The organism is Nitrosomonas sp. HPC101 (assembly GCF_009833125.1).
In the GTDB taxonomy this organism is placed as follows: domain Bacteria; phylum Pseudomonadota; class Gammaproteobacteria; order Burkholderiales; family Nitrosomonadaceae; genus Nitrosomonas.
The window spans coordinates 99857-116670 of record NZ_QRCC01000001.1; the positions used below are offsets into that span (position 1 = coordinate 99857).

At 53.4% G+C, this 16814-nt stretch carries 16 protein-coding genes and 1 pseudogene; 9 read left to right on the forward strand and 8 right to left on the reverse strand.

Annotated elements, in window-relative coordinates; translation table 11 throughout:
- Positions 1-18 precede the first annotated feature (18 nt).
- The 3 genes from ABO04_RS00410 (at position 19) to ABO04_RS00420 (ending at position 2411) form a co-directional block, all read left to right on the forward strand.
- A complete protein-coding gene (locus tag ABO04_RS00410; protein WP_160808645.1) occupies positions 19-618 on the forward strand; it encodes an HdeD family acid-resistance protein in 600 nt (199 codons plus the stop codon).
- 328 nt (positions 619-946) lie between these two features.
- Complete coding sequence (locus tag ABO04_RS00415) at positions 947-1279, forward strand: YnfA family protein (protein WP_160808646.1); 333 nt, start codon at positions 947-949, stop codon at positions 1277-1279.
- Positions 1280-1397: 118 nt separating this feature from the next.
- A complete protein-coding gene (locus ABO04_RS00420) occupies positions 1398-2411 on the forward strand; it encodes an NAD(P)-dependent alcohol dehydrogenase (protein WP_160808647.1) in 1014 nt (337 codons plus the stop codon).
- A 74-nt stretch (positions 2412-2485) separates the two neighbouring features.
- On the opposite strand, the gene ABO04_RS00425 is transcribed toward ABO04_RS00420, so the two are convergent.
- On the reverse strand, positions 2486-3385 hold the full coding sequence (locus ABO04_RS00425; RefSeq protein ID WP_160808648.1) for a pirin family protein: 900 nt from the start codon (positions 3383-3385) through the stop codon (positions 2486-2488).
- 54 nt (positions 3386-3439) lie between these two features.
- The gene (locus ABO04_RS00430) at positions 3440-4459 is read right to left on the reverse strand and encodes an aldo/keto reductase (protein ID WP_205012722.1); all 1020 of its coding nucleotides are present in this window, start codon (positions 4457-4459) and stop codon (positions 3440-3442) included.
- Between the two features lie 493 nt (positions 4460-4952).
- Between ABO04_RS00430 and ABO04_RS00435 the strand changes: the two genes are divergently transcribed.
- Together ABO04_RS00435 and ABO04_RS00440 are read left to right on the forward strand one after the other, a co-directional pair.
- On the forward strand, positions 4953-5567 hold the full coding sequence (locus ABO04_RS00435; RefSeq protein ID WP_160808649.1) for an NAD(P)H-binding protein: 615 nt from the start codon (positions 4953-4955) through the stop codon (positions 5565-5567).
- Positions 5568-5750: 183 nt separating this feature from the next.
- On the forward strand, positions 5751-5993 hold the full coding sequence (locus ABO04_RS00440) for a DUF6868 family protein (protein WP_160808650.1): 243 nt from the start codon (positions 5751-5753) through the stop codon (positions 5991-5993).
- A 6-nt stretch (positions 5994-5999) separates the two neighbouring features.
- On the opposite strand, the pseudogene ABO04_RS00445 reads toward ABO04_RS00440, so the two are convergent.
- Positions 6000-6134 (reverse strand): annotated as a pseudogene (locus tag ABO04_RS00445) (IS5/IS1182 family transposase); the annotation flags it as partial.
- Positions 6135-6545: 411 nt separating this feature from the next.
- Here ABO04_RS00445 and dksA point away from each other — a divergent pair.
- Positions 6546-6971 carry an RNA polymerase-binding protein DksA gene (gene dksA, locus ABO04_RS00450; protein ID WP_160808651.1) on the forward strand — a complete coding sequence of 142 codons (426 nt, stop codon included), beginning with the start codon at positions 6546-6548 and terminating at the stop codon, positions 6969-6971.
- Between the two features lie 163 nt (positions 6972-7134).
- Here the strand turns inward: dksA and murA are convergent, their stop codons facing one another.
- Positions 7135-8388, reverse strand: a complete 1254-nt coding sequence (gene murA, locus ABO04_RS00455; RefSeq protein WP_160808652.1) for a UDP-N-acetylglucosamine 1-carboxyvinyltransferase — start codon at positions 8386-8388, stop codon at positions 7135-7137.
- 88 nt (positions 8389-8476) lie between these two features.
- Between murA and ABO04_RS00460 the strand changes: the two genes are divergently transcribed.
- Entirely contained in the window at positions 8477-8866 is a 390-nt protein-coding gene (locus tag ABO04_RS00460; protein WP_160808653.1) for a RidA family protein, read from the forward strand.
- Between the two features lie 30 nt (positions 8867-8896).
- Positions 8897-10954, forward strand: a complete 2058-nt coding sequence (recG, locus tag ABO04_RS00465) for an ATP-dependent DNA helicase RecG (protein WP_160808654.1) — start codon at positions 8897-8899, stop codon at positions 10952-10954.
- Here recG and rapZ read toward each other — a convergent pair.
- Entirely contained in the window at positions 10939-11805 is an 867-nt protein-coding gene (gene rapZ, locus ABO04_RS00470; RefSeq protein WP_160808655.1) for an RNase adapter RapZ, read from the reverse strand. The two genes, recG and rapZ, sit on opposite strands and share 16 nt — an antisense overlap.
- A 186-nt stretch (positions 11806-11991) precedes the next feature.
- Between rapZ and greB the strand changes: the two genes are divergently transcribed.
- Complete coding sequence (gene greB / locus ABO04_RS00475; protein ID WP_160808656.1) at positions 11992-12540, forward strand: transcription elongation factor GreB; 549 nt, start codon at positions 11992-11994, stop codon at positions 12538-12540.
- Positions 12541-12674: 134 nt separating this feature from the next.
- Here greB and ABO04_RS11860 read toward each other — a convergent pair whose 3' ends face one another.
- The 3 genes from ABO04_RS11860 to ABO04_RS00485 are packed head-to-tail and all read right to left on the reverse strand — an operon-like array spanning position 12675 to position 16814.
- Positions 12675-14003: a hypothetical protein gene (locus ABO04_RS11860; RefSeq protein WP_205012723.1), complete on the reverse strand. Its 1329-nt coding sequence runs from the start codon at positions 14001-14003 to the stop codon at positions 12675-12677.
- On the reverse strand, positions 13978-15729 hold the full coding sequence (locus ABO04_RS11865; protein WP_205012724.1) for a DEAD/DEAH box helicase family protein: 1752 nt from the start codon (positions 15727-15729) through the stop codon (positions 13978-13980). Before ABO04_RS11865 ends, ABO04_RS11860 begins: the two co-directional genes overlap by 26 nt.
- Positions 15726-16814 carry a PDDEXK nuclease domain-containing protein gene (locus ABO04_RS00485; protein ID WP_160808657.1) on the reverse strand — a complete coding sequence of 363 codons (1089 nt, stop codon included), beginning with the start codon at positions 16812-16814 and terminating at the stop codon, positions 15726-15728. The genes ABO04_RS11865 and ABO04_RS00485 overlap by 4 nt, the downstream gene beginning before the upstream one ends.

Here is a 16814-nt window from a genome sequence, read left to right on the forward strand (position 1 = left end):
TGATGGAGTAGACTAACCATGAACACTGAAAACACTGGAAATATTGCAAACACTGAAGAAAAACAGCTGGCAGGTATTTTCGCCCGCAACTGGTGGCTCATCCTGCTGCGTGGTTTTTTCGCCATCATATTCGGCTTCCTGACCTGGTTTCAACCCGGAATATCGCTCACAGCACTGGTATTTCTCTTTGGTGCTTATGCCATAGCAGATGGTGCCATCGGTACCTGGATCGCCATTAAAGGACGTAAGGAGCATGATGACTGGTGGGTCCTGCTTCTCTGGGGGCTCCTCGGCATTGTTGTTGGGATCCTGACCTTTCTGGCGCCGAGTATTACCACGCTGATACTCCTGTTCTATATCGCAATCTGGGCGATTTCCACAGGTGTTCTGGAAATAGTAGCTGCGATCCGCCTGCGAAAAGAGATAAAGGGCGAGTGGCTGCTCATTCTTGGTGGCCTCATATCCATCGCATTCGGCGTATTTCTCATCGTGGAACCAAGCGTAGGCGTTCTCGCGGTGCTGTGGATGATTGCGGCATATGCTGTCCTCTTCGGGATCCTTCTCGTTGCTCTGGCACTCAGGGTACGCACCCACAATAAGCAGTCAAAGAGCTCATAAAAAGGAAATACCAGCACTGTAGATCAGTAATATGTGCGATCACGCGATAAATCTGCACAGGCAGGTGATGCGATAAAACAGAATCAGCCAATCCCAGTGGCCGGAGAGTCCCGAGAGTGGCCCGGTCACCACATCACCCGCCATGCTGATCCGTAGTGAACAGTTCAACGAGGAACAATCAAACAAACTGAAAAATACAATGTAGAGACACGAAACTATTACCTGGAATCCTCTATCTTTGGTTGTCTGTTTGTGACTGCCCGCGTAAGAAACAGGGATTAGTACATCACATTCCCCTCAGTCAACGTCAGACATATAAAAACAGAATATGGAAATAGTAAAAACTTTCGGTCTTTTCGTTATCACGGCAGCAGCAGAAATTGTTGGTTGCTACCTACCGTATCTATGGCTCAAGCAAGATCGGTCAATTTGGCTGTTAATTCCCGCAGCAATCAGTCTGGCTACTTTTGTCTGGCTGCTCACACTGCATCCACATGCTGCGGGACGTGTCTATGCAGCGTATGGCGGAGTTTACGTCAGTGTCGCCCTGATGTGGTTGTGGCTCGTGGATTCGGTCCGACCAACATTGACTGACTGGGTGGGAGTTAGTGCCGTGCTTCTCGGTATGCTAATCATCATGTTCGGCCCGCGAAATGTTTAATCGATGCCTGTTTGGATACAAGCTACGCCGCGTTTGTACCACGCCACCTGGTCAAAACTTGAGGATTTATTCTGAACTCAGCGTAATTACTGTTCTCACCTTCTAAGGAACCAACATCATGAAAGCTGTTGTCGTTCGCTCACCCGGCGGCCTTGACCATCTTGAAATTCGTGATCTGCCGGACCCCGGGGCACCTAGGCCAGGGCAGATACGAGTAAAACTCCATGCCACGTCGCTGAATTATCATGACTTGCTGGTGGCCAATGGCGGCATGCCCACGGCTGATGGTCGGATCCTCATGGCCGATGCTGCAGGCGTGGTCGAGGCGGTTGGTGAAGGGGTGATGGAGTTCAAGACAGGTGATGCAGTCGTATCCTGCTTTTTCCCGCAGTGGCGGGATGGCTTGCCGTTTGCCGGTGTCACCCGCTTTGCAGAAACACCGGGCGACGGCATCGATGGTTTTGCCTGCGAATATGCGGTACGGCAGGCTTCCGCCTTTACGCTGGCGCCCCGCGGCTGGCGTCACGCTGAAGCCGCCACCATTACGACCGCAGGGTTGACGGCCTGGCGGGCACTGATCGTCAACGGTTCACTCAAGGCGGGCGAGAAGGTTCTGCTGCTGGGCACCGGCGGGGTATCGATCGCCGCCCTGCAACTTGCCAAAACCATGGGCGCCGAAGTGCTGCAGACCTCATCTTCGAACGAAAAGCTCAAACGTGCCAGCGCACTGGGAGCTGATCACACCATCAACTACAGAGAAACGCCAGAATGGGGTCAGAAGGTGCTGGAACTGACACGCGGGCATGGCGCTGATCACGTGGTCGAGGTAGGTGGTCCGGGCACTCTGGCTCAATCCATTACGGCGATCAGTCCCGGCGGTCACATCGCCCTGATTGGTGTACTGACAGGACAGCAAGGCATGGTTCCCACGCTGCAACTGATGGCCAGGCAAGCAAGAATACAGGGTCTGATTGTCGGCAGCCGCCGCCAGCAGCAGGATTATGTGGCCGCGCTGGAACAAAATGATATACGCCCCATCATTGACCGCAGCTTTGCGCTGGAAGAACTGGCCGATGCTTTTCGCATGCAACAGGACAATCGGCACTTCGGCAAAATCGTGGTTGAATGGTAACGAACCGCCCCAACCCGGCCTAGTGCATTATTGGAATGAGGTACTCATCCGAATGCTTCCCGGTTCAACAGGATTCACGACTTTATTCTCACGGGTGAGTCCGGATCAGGTGGCAGCGGTATAAAACTATCATGATCGAGATCGGGCAGTTTCATGCGCCCGGCTCGCCAGTCAGCCTTGGCCTGCTCGAGCCGAGCCTTCGAGGATGAAACAAAATTCCAGTCGATGAAACGCTGCCCCGGAGATTCGCCGCCCACCGCTATGACAATCGACTGGACCAGAGCCGTAACCGTTATCGGCTGACCGGATGAGAGCACCAGCATCTGTCCGGCCTCGAAACGCCGGTTATTCACCTCGATCGCACCCGTGATAACATAGAGTGCGCGCTCGGGATATTCAGCAGGCAGCTGCGTTCGCGCACCGGCGGCAAGCGCCCAATGCAGATAGAACAGCGGAGAATGTGTCTTGACGGCGGCGCGAAGACCCAGTGCCTCACCCGCCACGAGCCGACCCTGAATGCCTGTTTCGTCGAAAGTCGGAAGATCGTTCAGATCATAATGAGCAAAAGTGGGAGCACATTCTTCATCGGCATCCGGCAAAGCAACCCAAGCCTGGATACCATGGGCCCGCCCACCCTCACGGCGCGCACGTTCAAACCGTTCACTGTGGGTGATGCCTCTGCCCGCCGTCATCCAGTTAACCTCACCCGGGCGGATTACCTGCTCAGAGCCAACGCTGTCACGATGCATAATCTCGCCCTCGAACAAATAGGTGAGCGTCGAAAGCCCAATATGGGGGTGAGGGAGAACGTCCAGATCATCGGGAATACCGGCGGGTAGTTCAACCGGCCCGATATGATCAAAGAAGATGAAAGGCCCGACCATCCGCCGTTTCGCAAAAGGCAGCACACGTCCTACTTCGAATCCGCCCGGTGCCAGGCGCCGGCGGCGCTGATCGATTACCAGCTCAATCATTCCTATGTTCTCCAATAAGATTGTGAGAAAGCGCAAAGACAGCACCCGCAACGGTTATTGGCTGGCGGTTTCCAGCTTTTCAACCGCTGCGGCGGGCAACGATAGTTCGGCGGCGCCCAGGATGTCGTCGAGCTGTGTCAGGCTGGAGGCGCTGGCAATTGGCGCCGTGAGATTTGGGCGGCCCATCAGCCAGGCAAGCGCGACTTGGGCAGGCGTAGCCGATACATCAACGGCAACCTGGCGCAGCACGTCCAGCAGCTTCAGCCCGCGCCCGTCGAAATAGCCTCGCAGAAAGTCTTCACGCGCCCTGCCCTTCAGGTCTTCTACACTGTGATACTTGCCGGTAAGAAAGCCGCTGGCCAGCGAAAAATAACTAACCACGCCCAGTTCGTGTGCCTGCGCCACGCCCGCGAGCTCAGACTCGAAGTCGGCGCGGTCGTAGAGATTGTATTGCGGCTGAATAACCTCGTAGCGCGGCAGGTGCTGCTCCTTCGAAGTCGCCAGCGCCTCGCGCAGACGTTCGGCACCGTAGTTGGAAGCACCGAGCGCACGCACCTTGCCGGCTTCCATCAGCTTGCCGAAGGCGCCCAGGGTTTCAGCCAGCGGCACGTCAGTATCGTCAATGTGGGCAAAATAGACGTCAATGTAATCGGTTTTCAGGCGCCTGAGCGAATCGTCTATGGCGACGGCGATGTTGGCGGCCGACAGGCCCTTGTGCGGCTTCCACATGCCGACTTTGGTCATCAGCACCACATCGTCGCGGCGGCCGCGTCTGGCCAGCCAGTTGCCGATAACGGTTTCCGATTCACCACCGGACAGACCGGAGCCCCAGGCCGAATAAACGTCGGCGGTGTCGATAGCGTTGAAGCCACGCTCGACGAAGCGATCGAGCAGCTTGAACGAAGTGGCTTCATCGATGGTCCAGCCGAACACGTTGCCACCGAAGACCAGTGGGACGATTTCAAGGGCAGTACGGCCAAGTTGACGTTTTTTCATGATCAATTCCTCAATGTTCGTTGAAGGTTCAATCGCCAATATTATCAGGCGATGATTTCCATCGATGCCGCCATTCATGCGCTGCGTCGGTGGTAGCGCTGACCTGTCTGTGGGACGCTGCGGTTAGCGACTTTATCCAGATCCGCGAATCATCCGAGCAGGCTGGACGGATGATTCCAGGCCAAGCCAATATCGCCGGTGGAGGTTGTCGACAAACAGAAAAATCAGGCAGCCTGCACCGGGCAGCCACAAAATTCACCGTATCACATTTCATCGTCATCGAATTCAGGCAGCACAGGTATCGCGCCCCAAATTGTTCTTGACAAACTGCGATGGTTGATTAATCAGTGTACCATTGATCTCAGGAACGTTATTGCGGTCTTCACGCTGTCCGTCCCACCAACGGAACTTGTAGGATCAGCCTCGTTGGCTGCGATGGAAACCATCCTCTGGACAGCGCCCACAAACGAACAAAACATCAGGCTGCAGCAGGTTCTCGATGGCAGAAAGACGTTATCACCCGGGGTTGCCGTCGTCATGGGCGGTATTATTTATACACAGGAGCCTAACAATGAAAATTACAGTTATCGGAGCAACAGGGATGATTGGATCAAGGGTTGTTGCAGAAGCGGCCAGCAGGGGGCATACCGTCACCGCCATGAGCCGATCCGGAGCAATGCCTGACGGTGCCTCACAAGCCAAAGCCATTGAATTCAGTGACACCGTGAGCATTGTGCAGGAAATTAACGCAGCCGATGCAACCGTCATCGCTATTTCACCCGATCGTGCCGGCGGGCCGCATGAACCGCTCATAGAGGCGCATCGCAATCTTATTGCTGCGAAGCCACAGAGGAGGCTGCTGGTAGTGGGTGGAGCCGGTTCTCTTGAAGTGAATGGCGTCCCTCTCAAAGATAGCCCTGAATTTCCGGCAGCCTATTACAAAGAAGCAGCTACGCTTTCAGAGGTGCTGGATGCGTACCGGTCATCTAATGGACTTTCCTGGACCATGCTTTCCCCCGCCCCGATGATTGCACCTGGACAGCGCACGGGCGTTTATCTGACAGGATCCGACATTCCCGCTGGAAACACTATCAGCGCAGAAGATTTTGCGGTTGCAGTTGTCGACGAGCTCGAAAAGCCGTCCCATACAGGGCGGCGATTCACTGTTGCCAACCCAAATCAATGAAATAACTACGAAAGATGAATATCCCTTTGCCGGAGCATTGCAACATAGTCTCGCTGCACGCCACTGGTTCGACTGGATCCGCCTCGACCTGATATTCTGCATGCTTCCGCTTGACGATACAAAGGAGTTCAACAATGGTAATCGGTAATACAGTCCAACGCGGCACTCGCCGGAGGGATAAAGATGAATCTTGAAGTCCTGCGCAACTTCCTCTTGTGGTGCACAGTTATCAACTACGGAATTTTGCTCGTGTGGTTTCTGTTCTTCATGTTCGCGCGTGAATGGATGCAGCGCTTACACGGCAGGTGGTTTCACCTGTCCCCTGAAAGATTCGACGCTCTTCACTACGCGGGGATGTCCGTTTACAAGATAGGAATACTGCTGCTCAACCTGGTGCCGTATATCGTTCTATCCATCATTGGCTGAAGGCGAGATGATTCTGACCGGCATACCATGCGTATTCACGGCCAGATGTATTTTTGTGTTGAGCCCCCTTTATCCGGCTTATATCCTGATTGCCACCTGTGCCCCGCTGGTATGGGGGTGAACTTTACAATGGCCGGCATCATCAGTCATACATTATCCGGAATATCATGTCTGTGATGTGACTGCGTCATATTGAAAACCTTTTGGTTCTTAAAAATCATACTCTTAATCTCATGGCTACACTATCTGGCGATCATCACGCTTCTTCCTGCGATGCGGCTCATGGAGGAGGAGAACTCCTGATCAGAAGTTCTCAATGTCATGCTCAAGCGTTGGATTGTTGAGCGTAGCTTTGCCCGGCAATTTATCCATATGACCTCCTGGCTCTGCTACTCAAACAGGTTCTGAGGGAAAAATACGCTGAATCGTCACAAAAATACAGATTTTCTGTCTGAAAACTTGCCATCCTCCATTCTTTCTGGTATTGATGGCAGGTTTCTTTTCCTCAACCCTATAATTATAAAACGCACTATCCGAAGGAGTTTGTTAAGAATGGGTAAACAACTGGAATCAAACGCCATTCCCCCTTATGAACCCAAAACAGGTGAGGAGTACATGAGCCCGGAGCAGCTGGCTCATTTCCGGAAAATACTGGAAGTCCAGCGGGCTGAACTTAGTAAGGAAATAGATCGTACCGTGCATGTCATGCAGGAAGGATCCACGATCTTTGCTGACCCGGCTGACCGAGCCACCCAGGAATCCGATATGGCACTGGAGCTACGCAGTCGGGATCGCGAGCGCAAGCTGATCAAGAAAATTGGTGACATCATTACCAAAATTGATGAAGGCGAGTACGGTTATTGCGAAAAATGCGGTATCGAAATCGGCCTGAAACGACTGGAGGCCAGACCAACAGCAACACTTTGTATCGACTGCAAAACCCTGGATGAAATCCGGGAAAAGCAAGTTGCCAAATAACACCCGTATTGACATGATCTGATCATTACACACGATTCCGGCACCCCACCGGGATCGTGATCACATCCTTTTACCCTCCCTGTTTTCCATCAAGTTACAGATCCGCAGAAGCCAGCACCATAATGGCGGATTAACAAGCCACAGCTCAACACTTGATCTAATCTTAATCGGTGCGTTTGATAGATGCGCCCACTTTCACCAGTTTTTGTTCGATTCGCTCATAGCCGCGATCCAGGTGGTAGATCCGGTCAACAACAGTTTCACCTCGCGCAACCAGTCCGGCGATGATCAGACAGGCGGAAGCGCGCAGGTCAGTTGCCATCACCCCGGCACCATCAAGTTGGGAAATGCCGTGCACGATCGCAGTATTGCCCTCGACCTGAATATCTGCATTCAGCCGCTTGAGCTCCTGTACATGCATAAAGCGGTTCTCGAAAATCGTTTCCGTCATAACAGAAGTGCCGTCAGCAATGCTATTCAGCGCCATAAACTGCGCCTGCATGTCAGTGGGGAAAGCCGGATAGGGGGCCGTACGCAAACTGACCGGCTGTGGCCGATGCTGCATGCGCAGATGAATCCAATCTTCACCCGTATCAATGATCGCACCTGCTTCGACCAGTTTGCCGAGTACAACATCAAGCGTATCTGCGCGTGTCCGGGTCAGGATGATATCGCCACCGCAGGCGGCGACAGCAGTCAGGAATGTGCCGGTTTCAATGCGATCCGGCATGACAGTATGTGAACAACCATGCAGTTGATCTACTCCTTCGATGGTGATGACGTCACTACCTGCTCCTTCGATTTTGGCTCCCATGCGAATAAGACAATCTGCCAGATCAACCACTTCAGGCTCACGGGCGGCATTTTCCAGAATAGTGGTACCGGAAGCGAGTGTGGCAGCCATCATCAGATTTTCGGTGCCGGTGACGGTGACGAGATCCATCACAATACGCGCACCCGAAAGGCGCCCGGCCTGAGCACGGATATAGCCTTGTTCCATGCTGATTTCCGCTCCCATGGCCTGCAGTCCCTTGATATGCTGATCGACCGGACGCATGCCGATCGCACAACCACCCGGCAGCGAAATATATGCCTGCCCGGTCCGTGCCAGCAACGGACCCAATACCAGGATTGCAGCACGCATGGTTTTGACCATATCGTAAGAAGCAGTCGGATTGCTAATATTGGCTGCAGACAGTTCTGTGATGCCCGGCTCATTTGCTAGAATGCGCACACCAATCTGTTCAAGCAGTACCAGCATGGTAGTAATATCTCGCAGATGCGGGAGATTCTGTATGGTAAATGGATCGGCAGTCAGCAGTGATGCGCACAATACCGGCAAAGCTGCGTTTTTAGCTCCGGAAATACTGATTTCACCGTGGAGCTTTGCCCCTCCGTGAATGACGAGTTTCTGCATGAATTTATACTTTATCGAGAATTGAGACCGCTGCCTGCCAGTGCGGGCGCCAGACATTTTATTCTATCGTACTATCCAGGGAGTCAGAATGAGCAAATTTATTATCCAGACCAACGATGCCCCACAAGCGATTGGCACCTATTCGCAGGCTGTTCGCGTGACGGACGGTGAGACCGTTTACCTTTCCGGCCAGATTGGGCTCGATCCGGTCAGCATGGAAATGGTGTCAGGAATCGATGCACAGATCGAGCAAGTCATTGCCAATCTCAAGGCAGTCATCACTGCCAGTGGTGGCAGTTTGGCCGATGTGGTCAAACTGAACGTTTATCTGACTGACCTGGGTAATTTCTCCCGGGTCAATGAAATCATGGGCAAGCATTTCAGCCAACCGTACCCCGCGCGTGCAGCCATTGGTGTGGCAGCCTTGCCGCGCGGCGCGCTGGTGGAGATAGATGCCGTGGTGGTACTGGATAAATGACCCTGTTTACCGTTCACGCTCTTTTTTCCATTGGCCACTCAAGCTTTCGATTCTCTGGATGAGACGCTACGCAGGAAGCTTGAAAAACTTGGCCTGTTCAGCGATTTCGATCTGGTTTTACACTTGCCGCTGCGCTATGAGGATGAAACACGACTGTCGCCCATCAGTGAAGCAGCTCCTGGGAATACAGTACAAATAGAAGGGACTGTTATCGGGCAGGAGGTGTTGATTCGCCCTCGGCGGCAGCTCATCTGCCGGATAAATGATGACAGTGGCACGCTTTGTTTGCGCTTTTTAAGTTTTTACGCTAACCAGATAACCCGCTGGCCACCGGGCACACGGCTGCGTGTGCTGGGCGAAGTGCGCGCCGGTTTTTACGGGATGGAGATGGTGCATCCAAAATGCCGGGTGGTGCGTGACAACATGGCGCTGGCAACCTCCTTGACACCGGTTTATCCGGTAACGGCTGGATTACCGCAGCGCACACTGGTACGGCTGATCACACAAGCTTTCGAGCGCTTACGCAGAAAGCAGCTTCTGCAGGAAATCCTGCCAGCAGCGATCCTGTCTGCCTGCCAGCTTCCCACATTCGAAGAAAGTTTGTCCACACTGCATTGCCCACCGGCTGAAATATCCCTTGCAAGCTTGCAGCAACGCTCCCATCCGGCCTGGAGCCGGATCAAATTCGACGAATTACTGGCTCAGCAGATTTCCCTGCGCTGTCATTACCACCAGCGGCACAGCCAGCGGGCACCTGCTTTGTCACAACGATCTGATTTGCGGCAGGCATTACTGGAAAAGCTGCCATTTAACCTGACCGCGGCGCAACACAGGGTGGCAGCTGAGATCAGCAAAGATCTTGCACAGCCCTATCCTATGCAACGGCTGTTACAGGGGGACGTGGGCAGCGGAAAAACAATTGTGGCGGCACTGGCGGCGTTGCAGTCAATCGGGCATGGTTATCAGGCTGCCATTATGGCACCGACAGAAATTCTGGCCGAGCAACATTTCAGGAAGTTATCCAGCTGGCTGGCGCCGCTCGGCATAGAGATGGGATGGTTGTCCGGCAGTCAGAAAAAAAGCTTGCGCAGCCAGACACTGGAAAAAGTAACAAATGGTACAGTCATGCTCGTCGTCGGAACGCATGCGCTGTTTCAGGAAACGGTTCAGTTCAAACGACTTGGGCTGGTGATTATCGATGAACAGCATCGTTTCGGTGTGGGTCAGCGACTGGCGCTGCGTATGAAAGGAGGAAACGAAGGCTCAATACCACACCAATTGATGATGAGCGCTACACCGATTCCACGAACGCTTTCAATGAGCTACTTTGCCGATCTGGATGTTTCTGTCATCGATCAATTGCCACCTGGCAGAGCGCCGATAATAACCAGGCTGATTGACAATAACCGGCGCGAAGAAATTGTTGCGCGCATCCGGGAAGCCTGTCTGGAAGGCCGCCAGGCATACTGGGTCTGCCCGCTGATCGAGGAATCTGAAGCGTTGCAACTGAAAACGGCAGTGGCAACCCACGAAACATTGAGTCAGGTTTTCCCAGAGTTGAAAATTGCGCTCATTCATGGCCGGCTGAGCAGTGATGAAAAATCCACAATTATGGCGGAATTCAGCCAGGGAGAAATACAACTGCTGGTTGCCACCACTGTGATCGAAGTGGGCGTGGATGTGCCTAACGCTTCGTTAATGGTGATCGAGCATGCTGAACGGATGGGATTGTCGCAACTGCATCAGCTGCGCGGACGGATCGGCCGCGGAGCCGCCACTGGTGTGTGTGTCCTGATGTATCAGCAGCCACTGTCCGCAGTAGCACGTAAACGATTGCAGATCATTTTCGAGCACACCGACGGATTCGAAATTGCACGTCAGGATCTGCTGCTGCGTGGCCCCGGAGAATTCCTCGGTACTCGACAAAGTGGCGTACCCTTGTTACGGTTTGCCAATCTGGAAGAAGATATCGGTCTGCTTGAAATAGCACGCAACGCTGCCGAGGACATGTTGCGCGATCATCCACATGCAGCGCAGCGCCACATGCAGCGCTGGTTGGGAAAAAGAGAGGATTATCTGCGCGTGTAGTACGGGTTATATTCTGCCAGACCACGATGACGTACCAGAACATGGGCGGCATCACGAAAATGTAATGCGAGCTTTTCGGCAAAATAAACCGAACGGTGTTGCCCACCGGTACAACCGATGGCAACCGTGAGATAGGCCCGGTTATCCTGCATATAAACAGGTAACCAAGTATCAAGAAAACGGCTGATATCACCCAGCATCTTTATAGCATTCGGCTGGCCTTCCATAAATCGGATGACTTCCGGATCGTGACCGGTGAGTTCCTTGAGCTGTGGATCATAAAAAGGGTTGGGCAGGCAGCGAATATCGAACACCAGGTCCGCATCCAGCGGAATACCATATTTATAGCCAAATGACTGGAACATGAGCGTTAACTGGGAGGGATCCCGGCTATCCGAGATAAAATCCCTGATAAAGGCTCGCAGCACATTGGGCCTTAACGCGCTGGTGTCGATATGATGTCCGAGATTTGATACGGTTGCCAATACCTCACGCTCATGCTGGATAGCTTCCTCCAGGGTGATATTTTTGTCGCTCAGAGGATGCCTGCGGCGTGTTTCAGAGAAGCGTTGTATCAGCGTATCCGTGCGTGTATCCAGAAATATGAATTCTGTCCGGATGCTTTTGTCGATCATTTTGAACTGCCAAGGCAGCACAGTAATGCTATCGCCGCTACGCATATCAATTGCCACTGCAACATGCGAGTGACGCTGCGTTTGCAGGTGATTGATAAGGATGACGAGTAGTGATGCGGGAAGATTATCGACGCAGTAATAGCCGGAATCTTCCAGCGCTTTAAGTGCAATCGATTTTCCAGAACCAGACAACCCGCTGATAATGATAATTTGCATAGCTTGGAGTATAGCAAAGCAGATAATCCGGGAGTGTCTGCAAAAGCAGCTTTTATTTTAAATCCAGTCGTTCATCGCTTCCGACCACCTCAAAGTTCGCATGAACACTGGCCTGTGCCACTGCGATAGGATGCATTCAACTGCCGGATCAGATTTATTTGCATAAAACAATTGGTGAATTCAACAATGAATAAGGCTTTTATCAAAGAAAATGATGGTGAAGAAACGCTAGATGACACACCACAGCTGCCGCAGGGAGTAAAAAACTATATTACGCCAGGCGGTTATCAGCGACTGAAGGATGAGTTTGATCAGTTATGGAAGGTAGAGCGCCCGGAGCTGGTCAGGATCGTATCCTGGGCGGCATCAAACGGTGATCGCTCGGAAAATGGCGACTACATTTATGGCAAGCGACGCTTGCGTGAAATTGATCGCCGTTTGCGATTTTTATCCAAACGGATGGACGCTGCAGAAATCATCGATCCACTACAACGCGGTGAATGCGACCAGGTATTTTTTGGCGCAACGGTAACGGTGCGTGATGCACAAGGCAATGAACAAACCTACAGCATCGTCGGCATGGATGAAATCGAGCCTGCCCAAGGCCGCATCAGCTGGATTTCGCCGCTGGCCAGAGCATTGCTGAAAGCACGTGAGGGTGATGAAGTGTCATTACACACGCCAGGAGGCCTGGAAACGCTGGAAGTAATGGAAATTCGTTATGAGCTGTTGTGATATATGTGAAACTGAAGAAAAGCTGGCACCATTCAGAATCGAGGTATACCACCTGAACCGGGCGCTCACATCATTGCGATATGCGCAGAAAGTAGTGAAGGATATGGAAGGCATAAGCGGCTAACTATTTACTACTACTTCACCACCTCCATCAACTTTCCGAAGCTGTCGACCACGTCGTACCTGACGTTTTCCGGGGCGAAGCGGCGGTTCATCTCATCGAAGAACTTGCGGGCGCATTTGATCTTGGTTTTCTCGATTTCACGAAGATCCATCGACGACATGGAACCTTTGGTTTCCGCCACGAAATAGATGTGCTTGACCGCGCCTTCCTTGAAGCTGATCGCCCAGTCGGGGTTGTAGTCACCGACCGGTGTGGGAATCAGGAAGCCGCGTGGCAACTTGGCGTAGACCACTACCTCGTTAGCTGTATCCAGCTCTTTTACAAACTCCCGTTCCACCTTCGAGTCGGTCACCACATAGTCATAGATATGCCGCTGGAGCTTGTCACCGGCATTGCTGAAGTCCTGTTTGGATTGTCCAGCAGTGAAGATATCCAGATCGAACGTGTCCTCGACCGGATCGTAGGCCAGATGTTCGATGATGACGGTCGCCTTCTGCTCGTTGATCAGGCGTACCGCCTCGGCAATGAAACTCTCCGGATTGGTCTTGAACTGCGCAAAGACAGCGGCGTTGATCCCCTTGAGGATTTCCGTCACCGTCCTGCGTGTCAGCTGCGTGCCCTCGGCCAGCTTGCCGATCAGGTCGTATTTGACCGCTGAGTGGATCGACTGCTTGTTGTATTCGATCTCTGTTTCGGAAATCTTGAAGCTATCTCCGCGTTTGAGTGCCTCATCGGTTACCTGGTCAATCTGCTCACCTGCCTGGATGGTGTACTGCAACGGCGTGACGTGCAGGCTGGCGTCCAGCTCCTTGACCGCCTTCAGCACCAGTTCATCCGAGTCAAAGTCAACGCTGTAGGCCGCCTTACGGTTGATGCGGCTCCACAGCGCCTTGAACTCCTGCTTGTCGAAGTTGGCGTTGAGCGGGTTTTTCTTCGGCTTGCGGTCGTCACTGATGTCGGGCAGCTGGCTTTCGCTAAATACACTGTCGATAAGCTGGAACACTTGATCGTTGTATGGCTGCAATTCCTCCGGTAGCTCCGCCAAGGCCCCGTCTTTCTTGGCCTGATGGTACTTCTCGGTGATGGCGCGCTTCTTATCCACATAGCCGTTCTGGATCAGATAGAACTCAATATCCGTCGCCTGATCGTCCGACACCGTAAGTGGCCCTTCAGCCGTGCTCAATGTCTTGCCAGTGAAGTACGCTTTGTCGGCGACCCTCGGCCTCGCCGACAGCGACTTGCTGATGTCGTCCTGCAGCGCTGCCACAAAATTTTTGTAGCTCTCGCTGGCCACTACCGTCAGCACGTTCACATCATGCACCGTTGCCGGGTGATCCATCCGGTCGCCATTCTGATTGATCGATAGACGCAGGCCTCGGCCCACTTCCTGGCGGCGCGTGACTTCGTTGTTGTAATCCGGCTGTTTGAGGAAGCAAAATTACAAACACGTTGGGGTTGTCCCAGCCCTCCCGCAGGGCCGAATGCGAAAAGATAAAACGCACCGGCTCGGCAAGCGACAGCAGCCGTTCCTTGTCCTTCAGGATCAGATCATAGGCGTCTACATCATCGGAGAGGCCGGCGTTCTCGCCGCGCTTGGCAACCGTGGGGTCGGCCAGTCGCTTGGTCTTCTTGTCGATGGAGAAGTAGCCGCTGTGAGTTTTATCTGCCGCAATACCCTTTAGGTATTTGATGTAAGGCGTTTCATCCAGATCAAGTATCTCGTTGAGGTACAGGTTGTACTCCTCTTCGAAGACACGGGCGTACTCGCCTTTCTCGTCGGCCACGGAATAGTCCCGGTACTTGGCCACCTCATCAATAAAGAACAGGGTGAGCACTTTTATGCCCTGCAAGAACAGCACCTGCTCCTTGTCGAAATGCGCCTTGATCGCTTCCCGAATCTGGATGCGTCGCAGGGCCGCTTCGGTCACGTCGCCGGTGGCATCACCCACCGTCAGTTCCACGCCATTGGTGAAGCTCAGGGTATCGGTATTGGCATTGATATCCGAAACGACAAAGCCATCGCGATATTGATCGAGCCCATTAGACAGCTCGAACAGGTTGTCGCCTTTGCCCAGCTTGCGCACCACGCGCTTGATGTTACCGCCCGCCAGCTTCTGTTCGAACTCCACCCGTACCTCGGGCGGTTTCTTGCTGGAAATCTCGACGGATTGCAGGTACAGATAGCCTGCCGTGCCCGCCAGCCCCTTTACCGCAATACCGCGCACGGCGATCTTCTTCACCAGCTTCTGGTTGTAGGCGTCCAGTGCATCCAGCCGGTGAATCTTGTTATGGGTGGTCTTGTGGGTGGCCGAATAGCGCAACACCATCAGCGGCTTAAAATTGACCAGCGAATCCAATGTCTTACCGCCTTCCATCTTCTGCGGCTCGTCCAGAATCAGGATCGGACGGTTGGCACTGATCACGTCGATGGGTCTGCGCGACTGGAAGTCGTCCAGCTCCTCGTAAATGCGCCGGTTGTCCTTGCCGGTGGCATTGAACGCCTGCACGTTGATCACCATCACGTTGATGCCGGCATCCGACGAAAAACTTTCCAGGTGGTGCAATTGCTTGGAGTTGTAGATGAAAAACCGCGCCTTCTTCTGGTAAGTCTGTAGGAAGTGCTCAGCGGTAATCGCCAGCGACTTGGCCACACCCTCGCGGATCGCGATGCTGGGCACCACGATGATGAACTTGCTCCAGCCATACAGCTTGTTCAGTTCGAAAATGGTCTTGATGTAGCAGTAGGTCTTGCCCGTGCCGGTTTCCATCTCCACGTCCAGATTCACGCGGGCGATCTTGGTTTTGGCCAGCGCGTCGGAAACGGGCAGGTTCTGTTGGTGCTGTACCTGCTGGATGTTGTCGAGCAGGGTTGCATCCGGCAGCACCAGATCGGCATTTTTGAAGCCCGCGTCGGAAAACAAGCTGTCGGTCTTCGCCTTGGCTTTGCCGGGGTCGATGCGGTAGCTGATCGCCTCGCTGGAGGCCGGCGGCTGCCCCTTGAAGCAGTCGACCACCGCCTGCACGGCGGCAGTCTGGTAGGCCTGGTTTTTAAACTTGAGTTTCATGCGTTACCACCTTTTAGTTCTTCTTCAATATCCTCAATACTCGGCAAGCTGCTTTGCAGGGTTTGCGGTAACGCACGGGTCAGTTCAAAACCAGATACCCCAATGGGTTTGGTCATATCACGCAGGGCATACTCGGCCAGCACGCGATCAGGCTGCTGGCACAGGATCAAGCCAATGGTTTGGCCATCGGTTTCGTGGCGCAGCAGATCATCGACCACGCTGCAATAGAAGTTCACCTTTCCCGCATACTCAGGCTTGAAGTCACCGCGCTTGAGCTCAACTACCACATAGCGGCGCAGCTTCAAGTGATAGAAGAGCAAATCGACATAAAAATCCTTACCTGCCACTTCCAGATGATACTGGCGGCCCACGAAGGCAAACCCCTGCCCGAGTTCCAGAAGAAATTTTTCCAGATGCGCGATCAACCCGGTTTCCAGCTCCCGCTCATGGAAACCTGCTTCCAGTGTGAGAAAGTCAAACAGGTAAGGGTCTTTCAGCGTTTGCTGGGCCAGATCCGAGTCAGGGGATGACAACAGCTGGGTAAAGTTGGTCACTGCGTTGCCCAAACGCTCATTGGCAATAGACTCAATCTGCATCAATAAAATATTACGGCTCCAGCCATGTTCGATGGCTGCCTGCATATACCAACGCCGCGTAGGCAAGTCTTTAACCTTGGCCATCAGCTCGGCATGGTGCCCCCAGGGCAAGGCACACAGCAGCTCAGCCGGGAAAAGTGCCACGGGCTGTGGCACTTCCAGACTCGGCCCCGTTTGTGCCACAGGCTGTGGCACAAATTGCAGATGCGGATATTCCCGGTAAAACGCCAGCATCCGCTTGATATTGCGCTCGGAAAAGCCCTTTTCCTCCGGCAATTCATTGTGTAGATCGCGGGCCAGTGTGGGAATCACTCCCGAGCCCCAGCCTTCCTGGTGCTGGCGAGCGTCGATCAGCGCACCAATCTCCCAGTACAGCCGGATCAGCTCGGCGTTGACGGCCATCACCGCCCGTGTCTGAGCGTGGCGAATCCGCTGTTTAATGTCGGTCAGCACCTGCCGGTAAGAGGCATCATGAGTAAGCTTTGTCAT